The organism is Mycobacterium appelbergii (assembly GCF_032883035.1).
Taxonomy (GTDB): Bacteria; Actinomycetota; Actinomycetes; order Mycobacteriales; family Mycobacteriaceae; genus Mycobacterium; species Mycobacterium appelbergii.
In genome coordinates, this window is sequence record NZ_JAMQTH010000001.1 from 727,895 (window position 1) to 750,626 (window position 22,732).

Sequence of the window (22,732 nt, forward strand, 5' to 3'; positions counted from 1 at the left end):
TGCTGTCGATGTGGCGGGTCAGTCCTCGACCGCCACACCACCACGGGAGCGCCGCCGCAGTCGCGACGTGCCGCCCTTGTTGGACGGCCTCCGGTTACGCAGTTTGCCGCCCGCGTTGTCGTCTTTTTCGTCGGCATTCTCGTCAGCTTCGTCAGCCGGTGAATCCTCGTTCGAGTCCTCATCGGAGGTTTCAGCTGAGACCTCGGCGGAGTCCTCGGCTGCAGCCTCGGGCTCTGCCGCGATGACCTCAGCGGGGGACTCTTCGTCGGTGGTCTCGGTGGTCTCGGCGTCGTCCGCGCCGGTCTCAGCGTCGGCGGCTTCGGCAGGTTCGTCGGCTTCGGCCTTCTTGCCCCGGCCGCGCCGCTTCGCCTCGCGAACCTTGAGCGGTTTGGGCGGTGGCGGCGGCAGTTCGGCGATGAACGCCAGGTAGAAGCCGAAGAAGCCGAGCAGCGCGATCGCGGCGGCCGCACCGTAGATGCCGAACAGCCATTGGCCCGCGCTGTCCAGCGAAATCCAGATCTCGGCGATCGCGGCGCCGACGATGAGGACCCCGGCCACCACGTGCAGGGCGATCGAACTGGTCCGCAACCGCAACGCCAGCTGCGGCGTGCCGAACTCGGGGCGCTTGGTGCGCAACAGGGTGAAGACCACCGGCAGGGCGGTCAGGCCGACCAGCACCCCCGTGACGATCCGCAACACGAGGCCGAGCGTGGTGGACGTCTGTCCCATCAGCTCGGGCCAGCGTGGGAGGACGAAGAAGAAGTAGAGCCCGGCAGCGAGGATCGCAGATAACGCGTGCCAGATCACCGCGGCGGTGCGGCCCATACCCCTCCTCGATGTTGATGGGGCCGGGGGCGGCCACGCTGACAAATCAGCAGGCCGCACCCCGAACCCGAGTGCGGAGGATAGGGGATTTGAACCCCTGAGGGCTATTAACCCAACCCGCGTTCCAGGCGAGCGCCATAGGCCACTAGGCGAATCCTCCGTCGGCCATGGTAGCGGACCGTGGCACACGGTCCGTCGCGCTGTGCAGCAGCAGCCCGGAACGCGGGGGGTATTACACTCTCCATGGACCCCGCGCGGCGTCCATCCTGTGAACTCCCCCAGGGCCGGAAGGCAGCAAGGGTCAATGGGCTCTGGCGGGTGCGCGGGGTCCCCTTATTGCTCCATTGCCCCGCACCTTGCGGGGTCCTGCCATCGAGAACGGTGAAAGGCGCGCGGTGTCGTTCCAGTCCCTCGGCCGCGACGAACTGCTCGCGCAACACGAACTCCAGCAACGCAACTACGCCGAGCTGCAGGCCAAGAAGCTGAGCCTGGATCTGACCAGGGGTAAGCCGTCGCCGGCACAGCTGGATCTGTCCAACCGGCTGCTCGAGCTGCCGGGAGCGGGCCCCGACGCCTATCGCGACGGCGAGGGGACCGACACCCGCAACTACGGCGGCCTGCACGGCCTACCCGAGCTGCGGGCCATCTTCGGCGAGCTGCTCGGTATCGGCGTGCCCAACCTCATCGCGGGCAACAACGCGAGCCTGGAAATGATGCACGACGTGGTGGTCTTCTCGCTGCTGCACGGCGGGGTGGACTCGGTTCGGCCGTGGGCCCGGGAAGAGAAGGTCAAGTTCCTCTGCCCGTCACCCGGCTACGACCGGCACTTCGCGATCACCGAATCGTTCGGCATCGAGATGATCAGTGTGCCGATGCGCGAGGACGGCCCCGACGTCGATCTGATCGAGGAGCTGGTGGCCGCCGACCCGACGATCAAGGGCATGTGGTGCGTGCCGGTGTACTCCAACCCGACGGGGGTCACCTACGCCTGGGAAGTCGTCCGGCGACTGGTGCAAATGCACACGGCTGCACCGGATTTCCGGCTGATGTGGGATAACGCCTATGCGGTGCACACGCTGACCCACGAGTTCGTCCGGCAGGTCGACGTGTTGGGGCTCGCCGCCGCGGCGGGCAATCCGAACCGGCCGTTGGTGTTCGCCTCGACCTCCAAGATCACCTTTGCCGGTGCCGGCGTGAGTTTCCTCGGCGGATCCCTGGGCAACATCGCCTGGTATCTGCAGCATGCGGGCAAGAAATCGATCGGGCCCGACAAGGTCAATCAACTGCGTCACCTGCGGTTCTTCGGGGATGCCGACGGGGTGCGCCTGCAGATGCAGCGCCACCAGCAGTTGGTGGCCCCGAAGTTCGCGCTGGTCGGCGAGATTCTCGACGACCGTCTCAGTGAGTCGAAGATCGCGTCGTGGACCGACCCGTCGGGCGGCTATTTCGTCAGCCTCGACGTCTGGCCGGGCACCGCCAGACGCACCGTGGCCCTGGCCAAGGACGCGGGCATCGCCGTGACCGAGGCAGGCTCGGCGTTCCCGTACCGGAAAGACCCGGAGGACAAGAACATTCGTATCGCACCGACATTCCCGTCGCTTTCCGACGTGCGGGAGGCGATCGACGGCCTGGCGACGTGCGCGTTGCTGGCGGCCACCGAGTCACTGCTCGCCGACTAGTCGGACCGGATCGGTAGCCTTCTCACGTGGCTCTCTACCGCAAGTACCGGCCGGCGACGTTCGCCGAGGTGGTCGGACAGGAACATGTCACCGAGCCGCTGTCCACCGCGCTGACCGCAGGCCGGATCAATCACGCCTATCTGTTCTCCGGGCCGCGCGGCTGCGGTAAGACTTCCTCGGCGCGCATCCTGGCCCGCTCCCTGAACTGCGTGGAGGGCCCCACGCCCACGCCGTGCGGGGTGTGTGACTCGTGTGTGGCGCTGGCGCCCAACGGTCCTGGCAACGTCGATGTCGTCGAACTCGACGCGGCCAGTCACGGTGGCGTGGATGACACTCGTGAGCTGCGGGACCGGGCGTTCTACGCGCCGGCACAGTCGCGGTACCGCATCTTCATCGTCGACGAAGCGCACATGGTCACCACGGCCGGTTTCAATGCGCTGCTCAAGATCGTCGAGGAACCACCGGACCATCTGATCTTCGTATTCGCCACGACCGAGCCCGAGAAGGTGCTGCCGACGATCCGGTCGCGCACCCACCACTACCCGTTCCGGCTGCTGGCGCCGCGCACCATGCGGCCGCTGCTCGAACGTATCTGCGCCGATGAGCAGGTGACCGTCGACGACGCGGTGTATCCGCTGGTCATTCGCGCCGGCGGAGGTTCTCCCCGCGACACCCTCTCGGTGCTGGACCAGCTGCTGGCCGGGTCCGAGCAGGCCGAGGGCGGCAGCCGCATCACCTACCAGCGCGCGCTGGCGCTGCTCGGGGCCACCGATATGGCGCTCATCGACGATGCGGTCGAGGCGCTGGCCGCGGGCGATGCCGCCGCCCTGTTCGGCGCGGTCGAGGCGGTGATCGACGCGGGCCACGACCCCCGCCGGTTCGGCACAGACCTGCTGGAACGGTTCCGCGATCTGATCGTGCTGCAGGCAGTTCCCGATGCGGCGACCCGCGGTGTGGTCGACGCTCCGGCCGATGTCCTTGAGCGCATGCGTGACCAGGCCACGCGGTTGGGCGCGGCGACGCTGACCCGCTACGCCGAGGTGGTGCACGCGGGCCTGGGAGAGATGCGGGGCGCCACCGCGCCGCGGCTGTTGCTCGAAGTGGTGTGTGCGCGGCTGCTGCTGCCGTCGGCGCACGACACCGAATCGGCGCTGCTGCAACGCATCGAACGCATCGAGACCAGGCTGGACATGTCGATCCCGGCCGGCGAGGCCCAGGCGTCGTCGACCTCCGGATCGGCCGAGCCGGCCAAGACCTTCGTCCGCCGCAGCCAGGCCGCCCCGGCCCCCGCACCAGAGCCGGTGCGGGAATCCGAACCGGCACCCGAGCCCGCGCCTGTGCCCGATCCGGTGCCTGTGTCTGCCCCAGCTCCCGAGCCCGCCCCGGAGCCGGTGGCCCAGCCTGCGGCCCCTGAGCCGCCACCGCCACCGCCACCCGAGCCCGAACCGGCACCGGAGCCTGAGCCGGCGCGCGAGCCAGCTCTGGAGGCCCCGCCCGAGCCTGAGCCCGAACCGGTCGTCGCGGGCGGTGAGCCGAACGCCGCCGCGGTGCGCAGCATGTGGACGACGGTGCGCGAGAAGGTGCGTCAGCGCAGCCGTACCACCGAGGTCATGCTGTCGGGCGCGATCGTGCGGGCAGTCGAGGACAAAACCCTTGTGCTGTCCCATGAATCACCACCGCTGGCGAAACGGCTGACCGAGTCGCGGAACGCCGACGTGATCCGGGATGCCTTGAAGGACGCACTCGGCGTGGACTGGCAGATTCGGTGCGAGGTCGGTGCGGTGGAGGCGGCCGCTGCACCGCCACCCCAGCGAGCCAGCAAGCCCGCACCGCGGGTGCCCACCCGCCCGGGACGTGCCATCCCCGAACCGGACCCGACGCCGCCTCCGGAACCGGAGTCCCACGAGGACGACGAAGAAGAGATGCTCGCCGAGGCCGGGCAGAGCGAGGCCGGGCCACGCCGCGATCCCGAGGAAGTGGCGCTGGAACTGCTGCAGAATGAACTCGGCGCGCGAAAGATCGACAGCTAGCGCGCTGCAGCAGACGCTATGCCGCCCACCACGGCCGCAGCGGCAGCCCGCCGTTTTTGCCGCGCGCGTCCAGCTTGACCGCCAGAACCTGATGCAGCTGCACCACATTCGTCTCGAAGCCCAGCCGGGAACCGGCCATGTAGAGGCCCCACACCTTCGCGGTGGGCAGGCCGACCTCTTCCACCGCCTCGTCCCAGTGCTCGACCAGGTTGGCGCACCAGTCACGCAGCGTCATCGCATAGTGGTTGCGCAGGTTCTCTTCGTGCACCACTTCCAGACCCACGTCCTGCGCCTCGGAGATGATGCGCCCGGATCCGGTCAGCTCCCCGTCGGGGAACACATAGCGGTCGATGAATCCGCCGGCGGACGGCCCGGTCCGGTTGTCCGGACGGGTGATGCAATGGTTGAGCAGTAGTGCGCCGGTGCGCATCTTCGACTGCAGGAAACTGAAATACGACGGATAGTTGTGCACGCCGATATGTTCGGTCAACCCGATCGAGGACACCGCGTCGAACCCGGATTCGACGACGTCGCGGTAGTCACCGTGACGCACCTCGGCCAATTCGGCCAGCCCCTCGGTGGCGATGGCTTTCTGAGCCCAGATCGCCTGCTCCCGCGAGAGCGTCACGCCGATGGCCTTGACGCCATGGCGCGCCGCGTAACGCACCATTCCGCCCCAGCCGCAGCCGACGTCGAGCAGTCGGTCCCCAGGCTGCAGCCGCAGCTTTTCGAAGATCAACCGGTACTTGTTGTCCTGTGCTTCCTCCAGACCGGCATCCGCATCGGGGTAGCACGCACAGGTATAGGTCATCGACGGTCCCAATACCCACTCGTAGAACGTGTTCGACACGTCGTAGTGGTGGTGGATGGCCTCGGCGTCACGTGTTTTGCTGTGCCGCAGCCCTTCGGCGATGCGTCGCCACCGCGGCAGCACCTCCTGAGGCGGCGGGGCGATCGGCTTGAGGTGTTCGATGCCGATGGAACGCACGATCTGCGCCAGCACCCGCGCCGGGGGCCGCTTGAAGTCCATCTTGTCCGAGAGCGCGCACAACAGCGGGTAGGGATCGCCGGGGTGAACGCCGTGGGTCTCCAGGTCACCCGAGATGTAGGCGCGGGCCAGCCCCAGGTCACCGGGTGCGGTGGCGAGGTACGTGGTGCCGCGCGGCGTCAACAGGTCGAGGCCCAGCTGGGCATCCTCGGGTCCGGCCGAACTGCCGTCGTACGCGGTGAATTTCAGCGGCAGTTGACCTGCGGCGATGATTTCCAGGATCTGAGCGAGGCTGAGCTTGTTCACGGGGGCATGCGTCGAATGGTCCTTGAAGGTTGTCATTGTCTTTGCACCGCCTTCGAATACAGGTCGAGGAGACGTGAATCGGGGTCGTAGGTCTTCTTCGCGGTCTTGTAGGCCTCGCCGCCGTACAGATCGTCGAAGTCATCACGGGAATAGAAAGCATCGGAGTACAACGATTTATGCCCTTCGAGTTCGCTTACCTTGCGTTCGATGAGCTTGTTGGTGTGCCCCTCCTCGGGTCCGACCGGCACTGAGGACCAGAAACCGACGTTGACATAGGTGCGGTGAGCGCGGATCGGATATAGCGGCCAACTGGTGGGCGCACTCGTGCGCTCCCGTAACCGCAGCGGGCACAGCCAGATCGGCTCGATCGGCACATTCTCCAGAAACCAGTCCATGAACTCGGTGCAGCGCTCCAGCGGCACCTCGATGTCCTGAACCACGCGCTCCCTGGGTGGCCGACCGTTGCGCTTCTCTATGCGGTCGGCGATGTCAAACCGCTGGTCGTAGCCGATCAGCTTCCAGTAGAAGCTGCTGCGCCGGTAACGACGGGGCCAGAGCCTGCGGATGACCGGATGTTGTGCGCCGAATGCCCGTGAGCACCAGAACCAATCGGTATCCCACCGCCACAGATAGTCATGAATGGTGAGGCGGTCGTGTTTCTCCCCGCCGGAGTGCTGGATCGACCGGTAATAGATCTGTTGGCCGGTGTAATCGCTCACCGGTCCAGGAGTTTTGGTCTTGAAACCGACACACAGGTAGCTTTCGTCGGCGCTGAACACCACGCCGTCGAGATAGTCGACCCGCGCTCCGGCCAATCCGCCGGTCTCGATGATCCGCTCCATGGCGGCGAACAGGTCGGGCAGCGAGTGAAAACGCAGATGCCGCAGCTCCACAAAGGGCGCGACGGGTTCCAGCTCGATCTTCAGCCGGGTGGCGTAGCCAAGGGTGCCATAGGAATTGGGGAATGCCCGAAACAGGTCGGCATGGTGATCGGGGGAAGCGGTGATGATCTCGCCCGCCCCGGTCAATATATCCATCTCCAACACCGACTCGTGGGGCAGACCGTTGCGGAACGACGTCGACTCGATGCCAAGGCCGGTCACCGCACCGCCGAGGGTGATCGTCTTGAGCTGCGGCACCACCAGTGGGGCCAACCCGTAGGGCAGCGTCGCCGCCACCAGATCCTCATAGGTGCACATACCCGCCACATCGGCGGTCGCAGCCTGCGGGTCGACCGAGATGACATTGGTCAGACCCGATGTGTCGAGACCCTTGCCGCCGGTTCGGGCCCGGGCTCGGAACAGATTCGATGTCGGCTTCGCAAGACGAACCGTCGCGGCAGGCGGTATGGCGCGGTAACTATCGAGTAGCCGTGCTACGCCTGCAGCGTGGACAGCCTGTGCGCCGTTCGGAACAACAGACACACATATACGCTAGTCGGCGGTGGCACCCGATGCGACCTTAGTGACCAGTAAAGCAAGGAGTTTCACCAATGGGACAGGTCAGCGCGGTCAGCACAGTCCTGATCAACGCCGAACCAGCCGCCGTGCTCGCCGCGATCGCAGACTATCGGGACGTGCGCCCGAAGATTCTCTCTTCGCACTACAGCGGGTATCAGGTTCTCGAGGGCGGTCAGGGCGCAGGCACGGTCGTGACGTGGAAGCTGCAGGCGACGAAATCCCGCGTCCGCGAGGTCAAGGCGACCGTTGACGTGGCCGGCCACACCGTGATCGAGAAGGACGCGAACTCGACATTGGTGACGAACTGGACGGTCGCCCCGGCAGGCACCGGCTCGACGGTCAACCTCAAGACGTCATGGACGGGCGCGGGCGGTGTCAAGGGCTTCTTCGAGAAGACGTTCGCCCCGCTGGGTCTGCGCAAGATCCAGGACGAGGTGCTGGCGAACCTCAAGAAGCAGGTCGAAGGGGCCTAACGGGCTGCCGTCTGCGCCTGTTGGCTGCCCTGGGAGCCAAGGAATCCGGCGATTCCACGCACGATGGCCTCGGCGTACTTCTGCCGTCCCTCCGGGGATTTCATCAACGCGGAATCGGCCGGGTTCTTCATGTTGCCGCACTCCACCAGAATCGACGGGTACTGCGCGAGGTTGAGCCCGGCGATATCGGATCGTGCGTCCAGACCGCCGGACCCGATATAGGTGGCGGGCGGAATTCCCGACCCGGACAGCTGATCCCGCATGACCTTCGCGAACTGGACCGACGGGCCGGCCTGGGCGTTGTTCAGCGGCGGGGACGAGTACAGCACGTGAAATCCGCGGCCGTTGGCAGGTCCGCCGTCGCCGTGGATGGACACGATCGCGTTGGGGCGCAGCGCGTTGGCCATCGCGGCGCGCTCATCCACGCACGGGCCCAACGCGTTGTCGTTGCCGCGTGACATCGCGGTGCGCACGCCGAGTGCGTTCAACGCGGCGCGGACGCGCAGCGTGGTGTCCCAGGTGAAGGTGTGCTCGGCGTACCCGTCCTCGGTCGAGGTGCCGCTTTCCTGGCAATTCTTGGTGCCGCCGCGGCCCGTGGGCACCTGCTTGCTGATCGACGCGTCGTTGGCGCCGTTGTGGCCGGGATCGAGGAACACGATCATGCCGGCGATGTTGGCAGGGGCGGCGTTGGCGTGGGGGCTGACGGTTACCGAAGCGGCGATGAGCACGCTGCAGGCAACAGTGACGCCGACACGCAGGCAGGCTGGGACTCGCACGGGCGTCACGCTAGCCCGCGCGCCGACTAGGCTGAAAGACCAAACCGCCGCGTTCGCGTGAGAGCAACCAAGTCGAGACCTACGCGCGATCAAGAAGACGCAACCGACACCGCAAGGGGATACTGATGCAACCTGGAGGCACGCCAGATATGTCGGCCCTGCTGGCGCAGGCACAGCAGGTGCAGCAGCAGCTCATGGAGGCGCAGGAGTCGCTGGCCAATTCCGAGGTGCACGGTCAGGCCGGCGGCGGCCTGGTGCAGGTGACGGTGAAGGGCAGCGGCGAGGTGGTCGGCGTGTCGATCGATCCGACGGTGATCGATCCGGCCGATCCGGAAACTCTGCAGGACCTCATCGTCGGTGCCCTGGCCGACGCCTCCAAACAGGTGACCATCCTCGCTCAGAGTCGACTCGGCCCGCTGGCAGGCGGGATGAGCGGCTTCGGTATTCCGGGAGTCTGACTTGTTCGAAGGCCCGGTCCAGGATCTGATCGACGAGCTCGGCAAGTTGCCCGGGATCGGGCCGAAGAGCGCGCAGCGGATCGCGTTCCACCTACTGAGCGTCGAGCCGCCTGACATCGACCGGTTGACCGCGGTGCTCGGCCGCATCCGCGACGGTGTCACGTTCTGTGCGGTGTGCGGCAATGTCTCCGACGACGAGCGCTGCCGGATCTGCGGCGATCCGCGCCGCGACGCGTCGCTGGTGTGCGTCGTCGAGGAACCCAAGGATGTGCAGGCCGTCGAGCGCACCCGGGAATTCCGCGGCCGCTATCACGTGCTCGGCGGGGCCCTGGATCCGTTGTCCGGTGTCGGGCCCGATCAACTGCGCATCCGTGAACTGTTGAACCGGATCGGCGAACGTGTCGACGGCGTCGACGTCGCCGAGGTGATCATCGCCACCGATCCCAACACCGAGGGCGAGGCCACCGCCACCTATCTGGTGCGGATGCTGCGCGACATTCCCGGGCTGACGGTCACCCGTATCGCGTCGGGGCTGCCGATGGGCGGCGATCTTGAGTTCGCCGACGAGCTGACGCTCGGCCGGGCCCTGGCCGGCCGCCGCGCGATGGTCTAGTTTTTCGCCAGCTTTCCGCCGAAATGGCATTCCAGCAGGCCCTCACTCGCACTTCTCCTGCTGGAATGCCGTTTCGGCGGGGTTGTCGGACCGCGCGGCAAGTATTTGCCCATGGGGGAGCTACTCATCGGCACCGAGGCGGTCGCCGGCGGCGTCGTCACGAGACACGAATTGCAGCGCTGGTACCGGCCGGTCTTCCGGAACGTCCACGCTCCGAAGAATCACGAGTTGTCGTTACGGGACCGGACGGTCGGTGCTTGGCTGTGGACGCGTCGCGGCGGCATCGTGACGGGCGTGGCGGCCTCGGCGCTGCACGGGGCGGAATGGGTCGACACCGATGTGAAGATCGAGCTGATCTGGGATTACATCCGGTCGCCGCGCGGTCTCGTCGTCCGGCACGAACGCATAGCCGACGACGAAATCACCTGTGTCGCTGGATTACCCGTCACCACACCGGCGCGCACGGCGTTCGACCTCGGCCGGTTCCTGCCGCGTAAGCAGGCGATTGCCCGGCTTGACGCGTTGATGCGGGCACAGCCGTTCTCCACGGAGGACGTGTTGATGCTGGCCAAGCGGTACCGGGGCGCGCGGGGAGTGGCCAAACTCAAGGCGGTGCTGCCGCTGGTCGACGGCGGTGCGGCATCTCCGCGGGAAACCTGGCTGCGGCTCGTGTACATCGATGCGGGGCTGCCGCGGCCGACCACCCAGATCACGATCGTCGACGAATGGGGACGGCTGGTTCGCACGGTCGACATGGGCTGGGAGGAGTTCAAGGTGGCCTCCGAGTATGACGGTGGGCAGCACCAAACCGACCGGGCCCAGTACGTCAAGGATCTGCGGGTGCTTCCCGAGCTCGGTCGCCTCGGCTGGGACGTCATGCGGGTGATCAAAGAGGACCGTGAGGTCGACGTGATCCAGCGTGCCCATCGCGCTTTGAAGGCACGTGGCTGGGGCGGCACACTGCGCGAAACGTCATTCCGGCAGCAAAAGTCCGGGTAAAGGCCTGCTGGAATGCGGTTTCGGCGAGAGTGACTACGGTCGGGTTATGCACGACCCCGACCTCCTACAGATGGCGCCGTCGTTGTACCGGCTGCGTATCCCCGGCGACGAGGCCTACCTGCTGAACAGCTACCTGTGGCTGGATCCGGACGGCGTGACGCTGATCGACACCGGCTGGCCTGACAGTGCCGAGTTGATCGTGGACGCGCTGGCGGTACTCGGCATGCGGCGCCTACACGTGAAGCGGATTGTGCTCACCCACTTCCACGAGGACCACTGCGGGTCCGCGGCCGAGATCGCCGAATGGGCGGACGTCGAGGTGATCGCAGGGGCGCGCGACGCGTCGTATGTGCGCGGTGCGTTGCCAGGCCCGATACCGGTACTGACGGCGGGTGAGCGGACGCTGCACGACGACTTCGACAAGTCTTCGCACGGACCGCCGTGCCGCGTCGACCGTGCGGTCACCGATGGCGAGGTACTGGACTTCGCGGGTGGGGCCCTGGTCCTGAGCGTGCCGGGCCACACCCCGGGCAGTATCGCCGTGTACCTGCCGGAGGCCGACGCGCTGCTGACCGGTGACGCGGTCGCCGAATTCAACGGGCAGGTGATCCTCGGGGTGTTCAACACCGACCGCCGCGCCGCCCGTGAATCGCTCGGCAAGCTTGCCGCGACGGGTGCACAGATCGCGGGGTTCGGGCACGGCGAGGCGGTGCTGACCGATGCCGCCGCGCGGATCGAGAATGCGAGTGACCCGTTCTCGAGCTGACTTCCCGCCGAAACGTCATTCCAGCAGCGAAAGTGCGAGTGGCGGCCTGCTGGAATGCCATTTCGGCGGGGAACGCGGGGAAACGCGGGAAACGCGGGACCTAGACCCGGCGCGGGGCCGCGAGCCGCTCGCGGCGCAGCAGCTCGACCTCTTCCAGCTCAAGTGGCGGCAGCTCGCCGACCACCTTCGACAGCAGGTGATCGGCCAACTCCGGATTGCGGGCCAGACACGGTCCGTGCAAATAGGTCGCGATCACGCTGCCCTGCACCGCGCCGTCATAACCGTCGCCGGCCCGGTTGCCCGCGCCCTTGGTCACGGCCGCCAGTGGACGTGCATCGGAACCCAGAACCGTTCCACCCCGGTGGTTTTCGAACCCGGTGAGCGGTTGGGTCAACCCGTCGAGCAGCGGCGTGGAAGCCACCTCGCCGATCGTGCGCGACTCCTGCGGCGAGGTGGTCACATCGAGCAGGCCCACCCCTTCGACGCGCTCTCCGGCCGAGGTCTCATACCAGTGCCCGAGTACCTGGATGGCTGCGCAGATCGCCAGCACGGGAGCGCCGCGCGAAGCGGCCCGCTGCAGCCCGGGGTGCCGGATGAGATGCCGCGTGGCCAGGCGTTGCGCGTAATCCTCGGCACCGCCCAACGTGTACAGATCGAGGGAGTCCGGCACCGGATCGCCCAGGGTGATCTCCACGATCTCGGCATCGATCCCGCGCAGCCGCAGCCGCTGCCGCAGCACCACCGCATTGCCGCTGTCGCCGTAAGTGCCCATCACATCCGGCAGCACCAGACCGATCTGCAGGGTCATGAAATCCGCCTGTTCAGTTGGAGGAAGGCGGTGTAGTTTGCGATCACCTCGACGTGACCGGGTGGGCACGAGCCGATGGCCGCGAGGGTGTCATGCACCAGCGTGTGCTCGACGCCGGCGTATCCGAGCCGCACCGCCAGGTCGGTGCCCCGCTCGCCGGCGGCCACCACCTGCGTGTCGTCAAAGTGCTCGAAGCGCACATCCCACAGCCAGGACAGGTCCTCGCCGTCGGGCACCTGCCCGTTGACCGCGATCACCACCCCGGCGCTGTGCTTGTCCACCATCGACAGGGCCTCCTGCCAGCCGGCCGGGTTCTTGGCCAGCAGCACCCGGGCGGTATGTGCGCCGACCTGCACGGTGCGGTACCGGCCGGCGACCTCGTCGACGCGCGATACGGCGGCTACCGCGGCTTGTGGCGAGGCCCCGAGCGCGACGGCTGCGGCGACGGCCTGGGTGGCGTTGCCGCGGTTCACCGTGCCGGGCAGGGCCAGCGTCATGGGCAGCACCAACCCGTCCGGGCCGTGGATGTGGGTGTCGTCGAACCACCATTGCGGGCTGGGCCGTTTGAAGTCGGTACCGGTCGAGTACCAGTGGTTGCCGTCGCGGACGATGATCTCGCCGCTGCGCGGGCAACTGACCGAGTCGCCGGACCAGCCTCCGCCGGCAGCAACCCAGACCACATCGGGGCTGTCATAGGCCGCCGACGCCATCAGGACGTCATCGCAGTTGGCCACCACCACGGCATTCGGATGACGCGCCAGCCCGGCCCGCAGGGTCCGTTCGATGTGGTTGATCTCACCCACCCGGTCCAGCTGATCGCGGGACAGATTCAGTAGAACGACCACCGCAGGCTCGACGAGATCACTGACGTGCGGCACGTGCATCTCGTCGACTTCCAGGGCGGCCAGCGTCGCATCGCGCTCGGCGGCCAGTGCCGCCACCAGACCGGCGTCCATGTTGGCGCCCTCGGAGTTACTGGCGACGGGTCCGAGCGTGGCCAGTGCCGCCGCGGTCATCCTGGTGGTGGTGGACTTTCCATTGGTGCCGGTCACCACGACGGCACGACGGTCCTGGCCCAGCTGCCGCAGTATCGAGCGGTCCAGCGTCATCGCCACCAGGCCGCCGATCATGGCGCCCGCGCCACGGCCGGTGATCCGCGACGCCCAGCGTGCGGTTGCTCCGGCCGCGAGTGCGGCGCGTCCACGGATGGTCAGCATTCCGGGATTTTAGGTCCCCGACACGCGGTGCCGCGATCCAAGGTTGTCGGAGGACCGTGCCATCCTGGCGGTTATGAGCCACTGTTGGGGCCGACCGGCCGGGGAAGCGGGCACCGGGTGGGCGGTCGTCGACGTGGAAACCTCCGGCTTCCGGCCCGGGCAGGCGCGCATCGTCAGCATCGCCGCGCTCGCGGTGGCCGACGACGGCAATGTCGAGCGCAGCATCGCGACCCTGCTCAACCCTGGCGTGGATCCCGGCCCCACCCATGTGCACGGCCTGACTGCCGAGATGCTCGAAGGCCAGCCCTGCTTCGGAGACTTCGTCGACGAGTTGGTGGACGTGCTGCGCGGGCGCACCCTGGTCGCCCACAACGTGGGCTTCGACTACAGCTTTCTGGCCGCCGAGGCCGAGCTGGTCGATGCGGAATTGCCGATCGACAGCGTCATGTGCACCGTGGAGTTGGCTCGCCGACTGGCGCTCGGGACCGAGAATCTGCGGCTGGAGACGTTGGCCTCCCATTGGGGCGTCACCCAGATGAAACCGCACGATGCGCTCGACGATGCGCAGGTGCTCGCCCAGATTCTCAAGCCGACGCTGGCCCGGGCCAGGGACCGCAAAGTGTGGCTACCGCTGCGCCAGATCGGGCGGCGGCGCTGGCCCAACGGCCACACCACCCACGACGAGCTTCGCCCGCTGAAGCTGCTGGCCTCACGGCTGCCGTGCGCGTACGCCAATCCGGGCCCGCATGTGCCGGGGCGGCCCCTGGTGCAGGGCATGCGGGTGGCGTTGTCCGCCGAGGTGGCGCGCACCCACGAGGAGCTCATCGAGCGCATCCTGCACGCCGGGCTGTCCTACACCGACGCAGTCGACCTGGAAACGTCGCTGGTGGTGTGCAACGAGTCCGCCCCCGCGCACGGCAAGGGGTATCAAGCCGCCGAGCTGGGGGTGCCGCTGGTCACCGATGCCGATTTCCTGGCCGGTCTCGACGACGTCATCGGCGGTGCAGACATCGAAGAGTTCACCGACACCACCGACACCGGCGACCAGTACACGCTCTTCTGACTAGGCGAGTGCCTTCGCCTTCAACGCGTCGAACTCGGCCTGCGTGATAGCTCCGGTGTCGAGTAGAGCCTTGGCATCGGCGATCTCCTGCGCCGGTGACCGGCCCGCCGCCTCACGGATGTAGGAGTCTGTCTCCTGTTTGGCGGCTTCCGCCGCCGCCCGTGCACGCTCGGCCATGCCCTTCCCGCGGGCTATCAGATAGACCAGCGCCGCCAGCCACGGGAACAGGATCAGGAAAACCACCCACAGGGCTTTGGCAAAGCCGGACGTGGTGTGGTCACGCCAGAACAGGTCCCCGAGAATTTGGAACAGGACCAGTAGGTATGCGATCCAGGCGAAGATGATCAAGAAGTGCCAGAGGAAATCCCATGTCGAACCCCAGTCCACGGTTCGCTCCTTTGAGTTGACGGATGCGCAGCTATCTGCGCGTCCGTCAGTTAATCACGGGAGGCGCGGTTCACCGCCGAAACAACGGCACGAAGTGATGCAGTTGTGATCGACGGCGCCATCCCGACACCCCACACCGTCCTGCCGTCGATGGAGGCCTCGACGTAGGCCGCTGCCTGCGCTTCCTCGCCGGAGGACATGGCGTGCTCGGAGTAGTCCAGCACATTCACCTGGAACCCGACGGCGCCCAGTGCGTCGACGAACGCCGCCAGCGGCCCGTTACCCGCGCCGACGATCTCACGCTCTTCGCCGTTGATCTTGACGATTGCGGTGATGGTGTCCGTGCCGCCGTCGACTTCGGCGGCAACCACCTTCTGGCGCATCCGCTCCAACGGCGTGATCGGCGCCAGATACTCCTCGGAGAAGGCGTCCCACATCTCTTTGGGTGACACCTCGCCGCCCTCACCGTCGGTGATCTTCTGGATCGCCTGGCTGAATTCCATCTGCAGCCGGCGCGGCAGCACCAGCCCGTGGTCGGCTTTCATGATGTAGGCCACGCCGCCCTTGCCGGACTGCGAGTTGACCCGGATGACGGCTTCGTACGTGCGCCCGACGTCCTTGGGGTCGATCGGCAGATACGGCACCTGCCACAGGATGTCGTCCACGTCCTTGTCGGCATCGTCGGCGGCCACTTTCATGGCGTCCAGGCCCTTGTTGATCGCATCCTGGTGGCTGCCGGAGAACGCGGTGTAGACCAGATCGCCCCCGTACGGGTGGCGCTCATGAACGGGGAGCTGGTTGCAGTATTCGACGGTGCGGCGGATCTCGTCGATGTTCGAGAAGTCGATCTGCGGGTCGACGCCACGGCTGAACAGGTTCAGCCCCAGCGTCACCAGACACACATTGCCGGTGCGCTCACCGTTCCCGAACAGGCAGCCCTCGATGCGGTCCGCACCGGCCTGGTAGCCCAATTCTGCTGCGGCAACGCCGGTTCCGCGATCGTTGTGCGGGTGCAGGCTCAGGATGATCGAGTCGCGCGGGATCAGATGCCTGCTCATCCACTCGATCGAATCGGCGTAGACGTTCGGGGTTGCCATCTCGACGGTGGCAGGCAGGTTCACGATCAGCGGCCACTCCGGCGTGGGCTTGACCACCTCGGCTACCGCGTTGCACACCTCGACGGCGTACTCCAGCTCGGTACCGGTGTAGGACTCCGGCGAGTACTCGAAGCGCCAGCGCGTCTGCGGGTACTTCTCGGCTTCCTCGACGCACATGCGGGCGCCGTCGGTGGCGATCTTCTTGACCGCTTCCCGGTCGGCGCGGAACACCACGCGGCGCTGCAGGATCGAAGTCGAGTTGTAGAAGTGCACGATCGCCTGCGGGGCGCCCGCGCACGCTTCGAAGGTCTTTTCGATCAGCTCTGGACGGCACTGTGTCAGCACCTGGATCGTCACGTCGTCGGGGATCGCGCCCTGCTCGATGATCTCGCGGACGAAGTCATAGTCGGTCTGGCTCGCCGACGGGAAGCCGACCTCGATCTCCTTGTAACCCATCCGCACCAGCAGATCGAACATCCGCCGTTTGCGGACCGGGCTCATCGGGTCGATCAGCGCCTGGTTGCCGTCGCGCAGGTCGACCGCGCACCACATCGGAGCGGTCTCCACCACCTTGTCCGGCCACGTGCGGTCGAACGGAACCGGCACGGCGCCCAATGCGGGGCTCCCGCCGGGAACCTCTTCGGCGAAGCTGCGGTACCGGGTGACCGGCATCGATGATGCGCGCTGGGTGTTCCAGGCCGGTTGGTTGGGGTGCGGTGCGCCCGCAGGAGTGTTGATGGTGCTCACCGAGTTGAAAGCGTCGACAGAGATGTCAGGGGTGGTCATGATATTTGCTCCGGAGTCTTGGGAATAACCCTGTTGGATTCAGACCGGCGCATCGCGAAAACCCGCGACGGGAGGCCAGTCTGGATCAGACCCCGTCGCGGCGTCCGAGAAGGAGCACCCGCTGCGCAATGAACATCGGGTGCCACTGTACTCCGCGTCATCGTTGTGCCCAAACGTCCTTCCCCTGATCGGGGGAAGTCACATTCAGGCGGCTCATCCGCGGGTCGTCCGACAGACGGCGGGAGCGTATCCCGGCATTCTTGTCCCATCGGCTCGACAGGCCGCCTGGCACTTTGAAAGCCACACTCGCACAAAGGGATTGATATCATGAACGCCACCAATCGCATCGTCCGGTTCGCAGCACTGCCGATCCTGTCCGCCGGTGTCATCGGCGGTGCCGCCCTCGGCCTGGCCGGTACCGCGGCCGCACAGGGGCCCGTCGGTTCGGGCAATGTGTACAGCCCGGACACCTACGCCACCCCGGCCCCCACGATCATGCCCGGCTGGCACAACCACCACGGCCCACTGCGGATCGCGGTCCTGCAGAACCGGTAACCCCTTCGGACCTGGGCTTCGCGCTGCCGCTGGCACTAGCGTTGAACCGATGGCAGTGGTCGACGTCCGCTCGCACGGGGCGACAGGAGATGGCACAACCGACGACCGGGCGGCCGTGCTGGCCGCGGTCCGGACCGTCGCCGACGCGGGCGGTGGCACGGTGTTCTTCCCCGCGGGGGACTACGCCCTGTCCGGGACGCTGGGGGACGACGCCGGATTCGCCAAGGTATGGCTGCTCGGAGACGGTGAACGCGCCGCGCGCCTGCTCGCCACCGGAAAGTTCGCGCCCATCAGCGGCCGCTGGACCGAAAGCCGCATCGAGAACCTGGTGATCGACGCGGGTTCTCACGGCGGTGCGGGCCTCGATGTCGATCTGGACAAGAGCTATGTCCGGCACTGTCGGGTGCGTGGATGGACTGACCACGGTATCCGGCTGAACGCCACCACCGAGGGCCTGCTCAACTGGATCGACGACAACTTCGTCGAGCAGTGCACCGGTTACGGCATCTACACCACCTATTTGTTCTACGACTCGTGGATCGTCAACAACAACGTCGGATCAACGGGGCCGAATCTGTCGGTGGAGAGCGGCCCGGTACGCATCCTGGCCAATCATCTGAATGGGGCGCCGCAGAACAACATTGAGTTGCGAGGCAACAAGTCGCTGACAATCGTCGGCAACATCTGTGAAGGCGCACGGCGGGAGGCAATCGTCTACACGATGCCGTCGTTCCTGTATACCGACAGCCCACAGGTGCAGATCGTCGCCAACAACATCACCAACGGCGGCAAGGGCGCCCCCGGCGAGTATCCGGCCATCGGGATCTACTCCCGCGACGAGGCGCATCGCACCAAGGGCTTCAACGTCACCGGAAATTTCATCGCCAACGAGGACGAGGGCGCCGGCTGGTCGTACGCGGTCGACGCCGAATACGTCGACGATCTCGCTGTCTCCGGAAACCAGTGGGACAACAACGGCTTCAGCGTCGCACCTGTGCGTGCGAGTGGGCGCAACGTCGGAATTGCCGGCAACACCTCCGGCAACCTGCCCGCGCGTGCGATCACGACCGTTACCGAGGACGTGGTACTCGGCGCCGCGCCGGGCACCGACTACGTGTGTCTGCTGGACCGCGGCGCCGAGGCGACGCTCCCCGATGCGGCGGGCAACACGAACCGCTACACCGTGCGGAACATCGCGGTGGGGGCGACCCGGTTGCACGCGCCGACCGGGCAGGAGATCGACGGTGGGCGACATGTGCGTCTGGGTCGGTCTGCGGCCGTCGAGGTGATCTCCGACGGCACGAACTGGTGGACCCTCTGATTCACCTGCGGAGCGGGGGATACCCAGGCCAAACCACCGGCGGACAAAATCGCGTGCACGCCTCCCTTATCCTTGGTGGGAATCATTCCCGAGCCTTTAGAAGGACAGATAGTGGCGGTCGTCGTACAGAAGTACGGCGGATCCTCGGTGTCGGACGCCGACCGGATCCGTCGTGTCGCCGAGCGGATCGTCGAGACCAAGAAGGCCGGTAACGACGTCGTCGTAGTGGTCTCTGCGATGGGCGACACCACCGATGACCTGCTGGACCTGGCCCGCCAGGTGTCTCCGGCGCCACCCGCCCGCGAGATGGACATGCTGCTCACCGCCGGGGAGCGGATCTCCAACGCGCTGGTTGCGATGGCCATCGAGTCCCTGGGTGCGCAGGCGCGCTCGTTCACCGGGTCGCAGGCCGGCGTCATCACCACCGGCACGCACGGGAACGCCAAGATCATCGACGTCACCCCGGGTCGGCTGCGCAGCGCCCTGGATGAGGGGCTGATCGTGCTGGTCGCCGGTTTCCAGGGCGTCAGCCAGGACAGCAAGGACGTCACCACACTGGGTCGCGGTGGTTCCGACACCACCGCGGTCGCACTGGCCGCGGCGCTGAAGGCCGACGTCTGTGAGATCTACACCGACGTCGACGGCATCTTCACCGCCGATCCGCGCATCGTGCCCAACGCCCGGCATCTCGACACCGTGTCGTTCGAAGAGATGCTGGAGATGGCGGCGTGCGGCGCCAAGGTGCTGATGCTGCGCTGCGTCGAATATGCCCGCCGTTACAACGTGCCGATACACGTCCGCTCGTCGTACTCCGACAAGCCGGGCACCATCGTCAAAGGATCGATCGAGGACATCGCCATGGAAGACGCCCTGCTGACCGGAGTAGCCCACGACCGAGGGGAGGCCAAGGTCACCGTGGTCGGAGTGCCGGACGTACCCGGTTATGCCGCCAGGGTTTTCCGCGCGGTCGCCGACGCCGACGTCAACATTGACATGGTGCTGCAGAACATCTCCAAGGTGGAGGACGGCAAGACGGACATCACCTTCACCTGCCCCATGGACAACGGGCCGGGTGCGGTGCAGAAGCTGACCTCACTGCAGGGTGAGATCGGGTTCAGCCAGGTGCTGTACGACGATCACATCGGCAAGGTGTCGCTGGTGGGTGCGGGCATGCGCAGCCATCCCGGCGTGACCGCGAAGTTCTGCGAGGCGCTCGCCGAGGTGGGCGTCAACATCGATCTGATCTCCACCTCCGAGATCCGCATCTCGGTGCTGGTGAAGGACACCGATCTGGATACCGCGGTCGCTGCGCTCCACGAGGCATTCAACCTCGGTGGCGAAGAAGAGGCGGTTGTTTATGCGGGGACCGGGATCTAGTGGTGGGGCGAGCGAAGCGACGGGGTAAATAGCGTGGTGGGGCGAGCGAAGCGACGGGGTAAGTGACATGGTGAATATCGGTGTGGTCGGAGCTACCGGCCAGGTCGGCCAGGTGATGAGGGCACTGCTGGAGGAACGGGGCTTCCCCGCCACCTCCGTGCGGTTCTTCGCCTCGGCCCGCTCCGAGGGTAAGAAGCTGACCTTCCGGGGTCAGGAGATCGAGGTCGAGAACAGCGAGACCGCCGACCCGTCGGGGCTGGACATCGCCCTGTTCTCCGCAGGCGCGACGATGTCACGCGTGCAGGCGCCGCGGTTCGCGGCCGCGGGCGCCATCGTCGTCGACAACTCGTCGGCCTGGCGCAAGGATCCCGATGTGCCGCTGATCGTCTCCGAGGTGAACTTCGCCAGGGATGTCGCCAACCGCGCTCGGTCTCTTCCCAAAGGCATCATCGCCAACCCGAACTGCACGACCATGGCCGCGATGCCGGTGCTCAAGCCACTGCACGACGAGGCAGGCCTGACCCGGCTGATCGTGTCGAGCTACCAGGCCGTGTCGGGTAGCGGTCTGGCCGGTGTAGAGGAACTGGCCGGCCAGTCGCGGGCGGTGATCGACGGCGTCGAGGCTCTGGTGCACGACGGCTCGGCAGTGGACTTCCCGGCTCCCGTCAAATACGTCGCGCCGATCGCCTTCAATGTGGTGCCGTTGGCCGGTTCGCTCGTCGACGACGGTTCCGGTGAGACCGACGAGGACCAGAAGCTGCGCAATGAGAGCCGCAAGATCCTGGGCATACCCCAACTTGCGGTGAGTGGTACCTGCGTGCGCGTTCCGGTGTTCACCGGACACTCGTTGTCGATCAACGCCGAGTTCTCCCAACCGCTTTCGGTTGAGCGGGCGCGGGAGCTGCTGGCTGGTGCGCCGGGCGTCAAGCTGGTCGACGTGCCGACGCCGCTGGCCGCTGCCGGAGCCGACGACTCGCTGGTCGGCCGCATCCGCTGGGACGAGGGTGTGCCCGAAGGACGTGGTCTCGCATTGTTCGTATCTGGTGACAACCTGCGCAAAGGCGCGGCGCTGAACACCATCCAGATCGCCGAGCTGCTGGCCGCCGAGCTCTGACCCCCCTTGCGCCGAAACCGCATTCCAGCAGGCGTTCTCTCGATCTTTCTCTGCTGGAATGCCATTTCGGCGATGTCGGGGGCGCGGGCGGACCCGCCGGCGCCGTGGCCCGAGCCGGTGTTGCCTCAACTGGCGCCCGGGCAGGTGCTGCGGATCGGGCCGACAGCCGGAACCGGCACTCCCACCGGCGATTACGGTATCGGCGCCACTGATCTGTGTGAGTTCATGGAATTCCCCAGCCGGGTGCTGCAGGTGTGTGGCGACAGCTTTGCCGGTCAGGCGGTGGGGTTCGGCGGCTGGTATTCGCCGATCGCCCTGCATGTGGCACCTGATTCCGTCGACGATCCCGCCGGGGTCCGCTACACCGGCGTGAGCGGGGTCGACAAACCTCTGCTCGCCGATGCCACGCCACCGGGCGGTTCTCAGCTGCCTGCCGGGGTGGTGTCCATCAACCGGCAGAACTACATGCTGGTGACCACCACCGAAGACCTCGTCCCGCAGAGTTCGCGGCTGGTGAAAGCGGATGCCGCGCAGGGTAATTGGCCGACGATTCCGGGTTCGGTGCGTAAGGCGTCCTATCAGGGTGGTGGGCAGTCGCAGATCAGCGGCTATTACGACCCCATCCCGACGGCGGAATCTCCCAGCGGCTGGGTGTACATCGTGGCCAACAACTTCGATCGCAGCGGCCCGGTGTTCCTGTACCGGTCCACCCCGCAGAAATTCACCGACCGGGCCGGCTGGCAGGGGTGGGCGGCAGGGCCCGACGGTGGCTGGGGCAAGCCGCCGACCCAGCTGTGGCCCGACCGGGTAGGGGAGATGTCGATCCGGCAGATCGACGGCAAAGCCGTGCTGTCCTACTTCAATGCGAGCACCGGGAACATGGAGATGCGGGTCGCCCTCGACCCGACCGGGCTGGGGGCCGCACCGGTGACGACGGTGGTGTTCGCCGGTGACTGGCCCGATCCGGCGGAGTCGTTGCCCCCGCCGGAGGTCAACAGGCTGGCGCAACCCTACGGCGGCTATATCTCACCCGGGTCCACGCTCGAGGAGGTCCGGGTCTTCATCAGCCAGTGGAACACCGCACCCCGCGGCGGGACGCCCTACCGAGTCATCCAATACGCGGTGAACCCGATCAAGCCGTGGTGACCGGCTTTCACAGCGGATTCATAGCGGATTCTTGATCGTCACCTGAATACGGCTCGCATGCTCGTGGCATGACAGAAACACCTGCATCATCCGAACCCGCGACCGCACCTGTCGCGACCAGCGCCCCGGTGGATCGGCCGGTTGAACCCGCGCCGGCCCCGGAACGGCGGCAGAGCCGTCTCACCCAGGCCGCCGCGTTGGTGGGCATCGTCGCCGGAATCGTCTTCATCGTCGCCGTGGTGTTTGGAACCGGCTTCATGTTGGGTGCCCATTCCGGCGGCCACCATCACGGCGGCGGCGGACACGACCGCCACGGCATGATGATGTTCCACCGGGGTGGTCCGCCTCCGATGGGACCGGGCCAGCGGATGTTCCCGCCACCCGGCCAGTTCGGCCCCGGCGGCCCGTTCGGCCAGGGCGGCCCCGGCGGTTCGGAGCGCCAGGAGACTCCGCCGACGATGGCACCTGCGCGCCCCTGATTCCGCGGA

Annotated in this window: 22 protein-coding genes, 1 tRNA gene and 1 other RNA gene; 15 read left to right on the forward strand and 9 right to left on the reverse strand. The window is 66.7% G+C overall.

The genetic code is table 11. From position 1 onward, the window contains the following. Positions 1-18 precede the first annotated feature (18 nt). On the reverse strand, positions 19-825 hold the full coding sequence (locus M1247_RS03455) for a lipid uptake coordinator LucA (RefSeq protein WP_317154848.1): 807 nt from the start codon (positions 823-825) through the stop codon (positions 19-21). Between the two features lie 74 nt (positions 826-899). Then, a tRNA-Ser gene (locus tag M1247_RS03460) sits at positions 900-985 on the reverse strand. 82 nt (positions 986-1,067) lie between these two features. Between M1247_RS03460 and ffs the strand changes: the two genes are divergently transcribed. The 3 genes from ffs (at position 1,068) to M1247_RS03475 (ending at position 4,534) form a co-directional block, all read left to right on the forward strand. Beyond that, positions 1,068-1,162, forward strand: an RNA gene (ffs, locus tag M1247_RS03465) — signal recognition particle sRNA small type. A 58-nt stretch (positions 1,163-1,220) separates the two neighbouring features. Then, positions 1,221-2,504 carry an aspartate aminotransferase type Ic gene (locus M1247_RS03470; RefSeq protein WP_317154849.1) on the forward strand — a complete coding sequence of 428 codons (1,284 nt, stop codon included), beginning with the start codon at positions 1,221-1,223 and terminating at the stop codon, positions 2,502-2,504. 26 nt (positions 2,505-2,530) lie between these two features. Beyond that, on the forward strand, positions 2,531-4,534 hold the full coding sequence (locus M1247_RS03475) for a DNA polymerase III subunits gamma/tau (protein ID WP_317154850.1): 2,004 nt from the start codon (positions 2,531-2,533) through the stop codon (positions 4,532-4,534). A 16-nt stretch (positions 4,535-4,550) separates the two neighbouring features. Here M1247_RS03475 and M1247_RS03480 read toward each other — a convergent pair whose 3' ends face one another. After that, positions 4,551-5,864, reverse strand: a complete 1,314-nt coding sequence (locus M1247_RS03480) for a class I SAM-dependent methyltransferase (protein ID WP_317154851.1) — start codon at positions 5,862-5,864, stop codon at positions 4,551-4,553. Continuing rightward, entirely contained in the window at positions 5,861-7,252 is a 1,392-nt protein-coding gene (locus tag M1247_RS03485; protein WP_317154852.1) for an FAD-binding oxidoreductase, read from the reverse strand. The genes M1247_RS03480 and M1247_RS03485 overlap by 4 nt, the downstream gene beginning before the upstream one ends. A gap of 68 nt (positions 7,253-7,320) precedes the next feature. Here M1247_RS03485 and M1247_RS03490 point away from each other — a divergent pair, with 68 nt between their 5' ends. Continuing rightward, entirely contained in the window at positions 7,321-7,761 is a 441-nt protein-coding gene (locus tag M1247_RS03490; protein WP_317154853.1) for an SRPBCC family protein, read from the forward strand. Here the strand turns inward: M1247_RS03490 and M1247_RS03495 are convergent. Further along, positions 7,758-8,546, reverse strand: a complete 789-nt coding sequence (locus M1247_RS03495; protein ID WP_410506796.1) for an Rv3717 family N-acetylmuramoyl-L-alanine amidase — start codon at positions 8,544-8,546, stop codon at positions 7,758-7,760. The genes M1247_RS03490 and M1247_RS03495 overlap by 4 nt on opposite strands. A 116-nt stretch (positions 8,547-8,662) precedes the next feature. Between M1247_RS03495 and M1247_RS03500 the strand changes: the two genes are divergently transcribed. The 4 genes from M1247_RS03500 (at position 8,663) to M1247_RS03515 (ending at position 11,373) form a co-directional block, all read left to right on the forward strand. Further along, positions 8,663-8,995: a YbaB/EbfC family nucleoid-associated protein gene (locus M1247_RS03500; RefSeq protein ID WP_458695185.1), complete on the forward strand. Its 333-nt coding sequence runs from the start codon at positions 8,663-8,665 to the stop codon at positions 8,993-8,995. 1 nt (position 8,996) lies between these two features. Continuing rightward, positions 8,997-9,608 carry a recombination mediator RecR gene (gene recR, locus M1247_RS03505; protein WP_317154855.1) on the forward strand — a complete coding sequence of 204 codons (612 nt, stop codon included), beginning with the start codon at positions 8,997-8,999 and terminating at the stop codon, positions 9,606-9,608. Between the two features lie 111 nt (positions 9,609-9,719). Then, positions 9,720-10,607, forward strand: a complete 888-nt coding sequence (locus M1247_RS03510; RefSeq protein WP_317154856.1) for a type IV toxin-antitoxin system AbiEi family antitoxin — start codon at positions 9,720-9,722, stop codon at positions 10,605-10,607. Positions 10,608-10,653: 46 nt separating this feature from the next. Next, the gene (locus M1247_RS03515; RefSeq protein WP_317154857.1) at positions 10,654-11,373 is read left to right on the forward strand and encodes an MBL fold metallo-hydrolase; all 720 of its coding nucleotides are present in this window, start codon (positions 10,654-10,656) and stop codon (positions 11,371-11,373) included. 100 nt (positions 11,374-11,473) lie between these two features. Here M1247_RS03515 and M1247_RS03520 read toward each other — a convergent pair whose 3' ends face one another. After that, entirely contained in the window at positions 11,474-12,181 is a 708-nt protein-coding gene (locus tag M1247_RS03520) for a type 1 glutamine amidotransferase (RefSeq protein WP_317154858.1), read from the reverse strand. Then, entirely contained in the window at positions 12,178-13,398 is a 1,221-nt protein-coding gene (locus tag M1247_RS03525) for a MurT ligase domain-containing protein (protein ID WP_317154859.1), read from the reverse strand. The genes M1247_RS03520 and M1247_RS03525 overlap by 4 nt, the downstream gene beginning before the upstream one ends. 73 nt (positions 13,399-13,471) lie before the next feature. On the opposite strand from M1247_RS03525, the gene M1247_RS03530 reads away from it, so the two are divergent. Further along, positions 13,472-14,461: a DEDDh family exonuclease gene (locus M1247_RS03530; RefSeq protein ID WP_317154860.1), complete on the forward strand. Its 990-nt coding sequence runs from the start codon at positions 13,472-13,474 to the stop codon at positions 14,459-14,461. Here M1247_RS03530 and M1247_RS03535 read toward each other — a convergent pair whose 3' ends face one another. Together M1247_RS03535 and leuA are read right to left on the reverse strand one after the other, a co-directional pair. Next, positions 14,462-14,848, reverse strand: a complete 387-nt coding sequence (locus M1247_RS03535; protein WP_317154861.1) for an SHOCT domain-containing protein — start codon at positions 14,846-14,848, stop codon at positions 14,462-14,464. Positions 14,849-14,898: 50 nt separating this feature from the next. After that, entirely contained in the window at positions 14,899-16,731 is a 1,833-nt protein-coding gene (leuA, locus tag M1247_RS03540) for a 2-isopropylmalate synthase (RefSeq protein ID WP_317154862.1), read from the reverse strand. 327 nt (positions 16,732-17,058) lie between these two features. Between leuA and M1247_RS03545 the strand changes: the two genes are divergently transcribed. From M1247_RS03545 to M1247_RS03570, 6 genes are all read left to right on the forward strand, one after another. Then, the gene (locus M1247_RS03545) at positions 17,059-17,286 is read left to right on the forward strand and encodes a hypothetical protein (RefSeq protein ID WP_317154863.1); all 228 of its coding nucleotides are present in this window, start codon (positions 17,059-17,061) and stop codon (positions 17,284-17,286) included. A 49-nt stretch (positions 17,287-17,335) separates the two neighbouring features. Then, the gene (locus tag M1247_RS03550; protein WP_317154864.1) at positions 17,336-18,607 is read left to right on the forward strand and encodes a right-handed parallel beta-helix repeat-containing protein; all 1,272 of its coding nucleotides are present in this window, start codon (positions 17,336-17,338) and stop codon (positions 18,605-18,607) included. Positions 18,608-18,718: 111 nt separating this feature from the next. After that, entirely contained in the window at positions 18,719-19,984 is a 1,266-nt protein-coding gene (locus M1247_RS03555; RefSeq protein WP_317154865.1) for an aspartate kinase, read from the forward strand. Positions 19,985-20,051: 67 nt separating this feature from the next. Then, a complete protein-coding gene (locus tag M1247_RS03560; protein ID WP_317154866.1) occupies positions 20,052-21,098 on the forward strand; it encodes an aspartate-semialdehyde dehydrogenase in 1,047 nt (348 codons plus the stop codon). A 72-nt stretch (positions 21,099-21,170) separates the two neighbouring features. Further along, positions 21,171-22,244, forward strand: a complete 1,074-nt coding sequence (locus tag M1247_RS03565) for a DUF4185 domain-containing protein (RefSeq protein WP_317154867.1) — start codon at positions 21,171-21,173, stop codon at positions 22,242-22,244. A 68-nt stretch (positions 22,245-22,312) separates the two neighbouring features. After that, positions 22,313-22,723 (forward strand): hypothetical protein, encoded by a 411-nt coding sequence (locus tag M1247_RS03570; RefSeq protein WP_317154868.1) that lies wholly within the window; start codon positions 22,313-22,315, stop codon positions 22,721-22,723. The last annotated feature ends 9 nt before the right edge of the window (positions 22,724-22,732 follow it).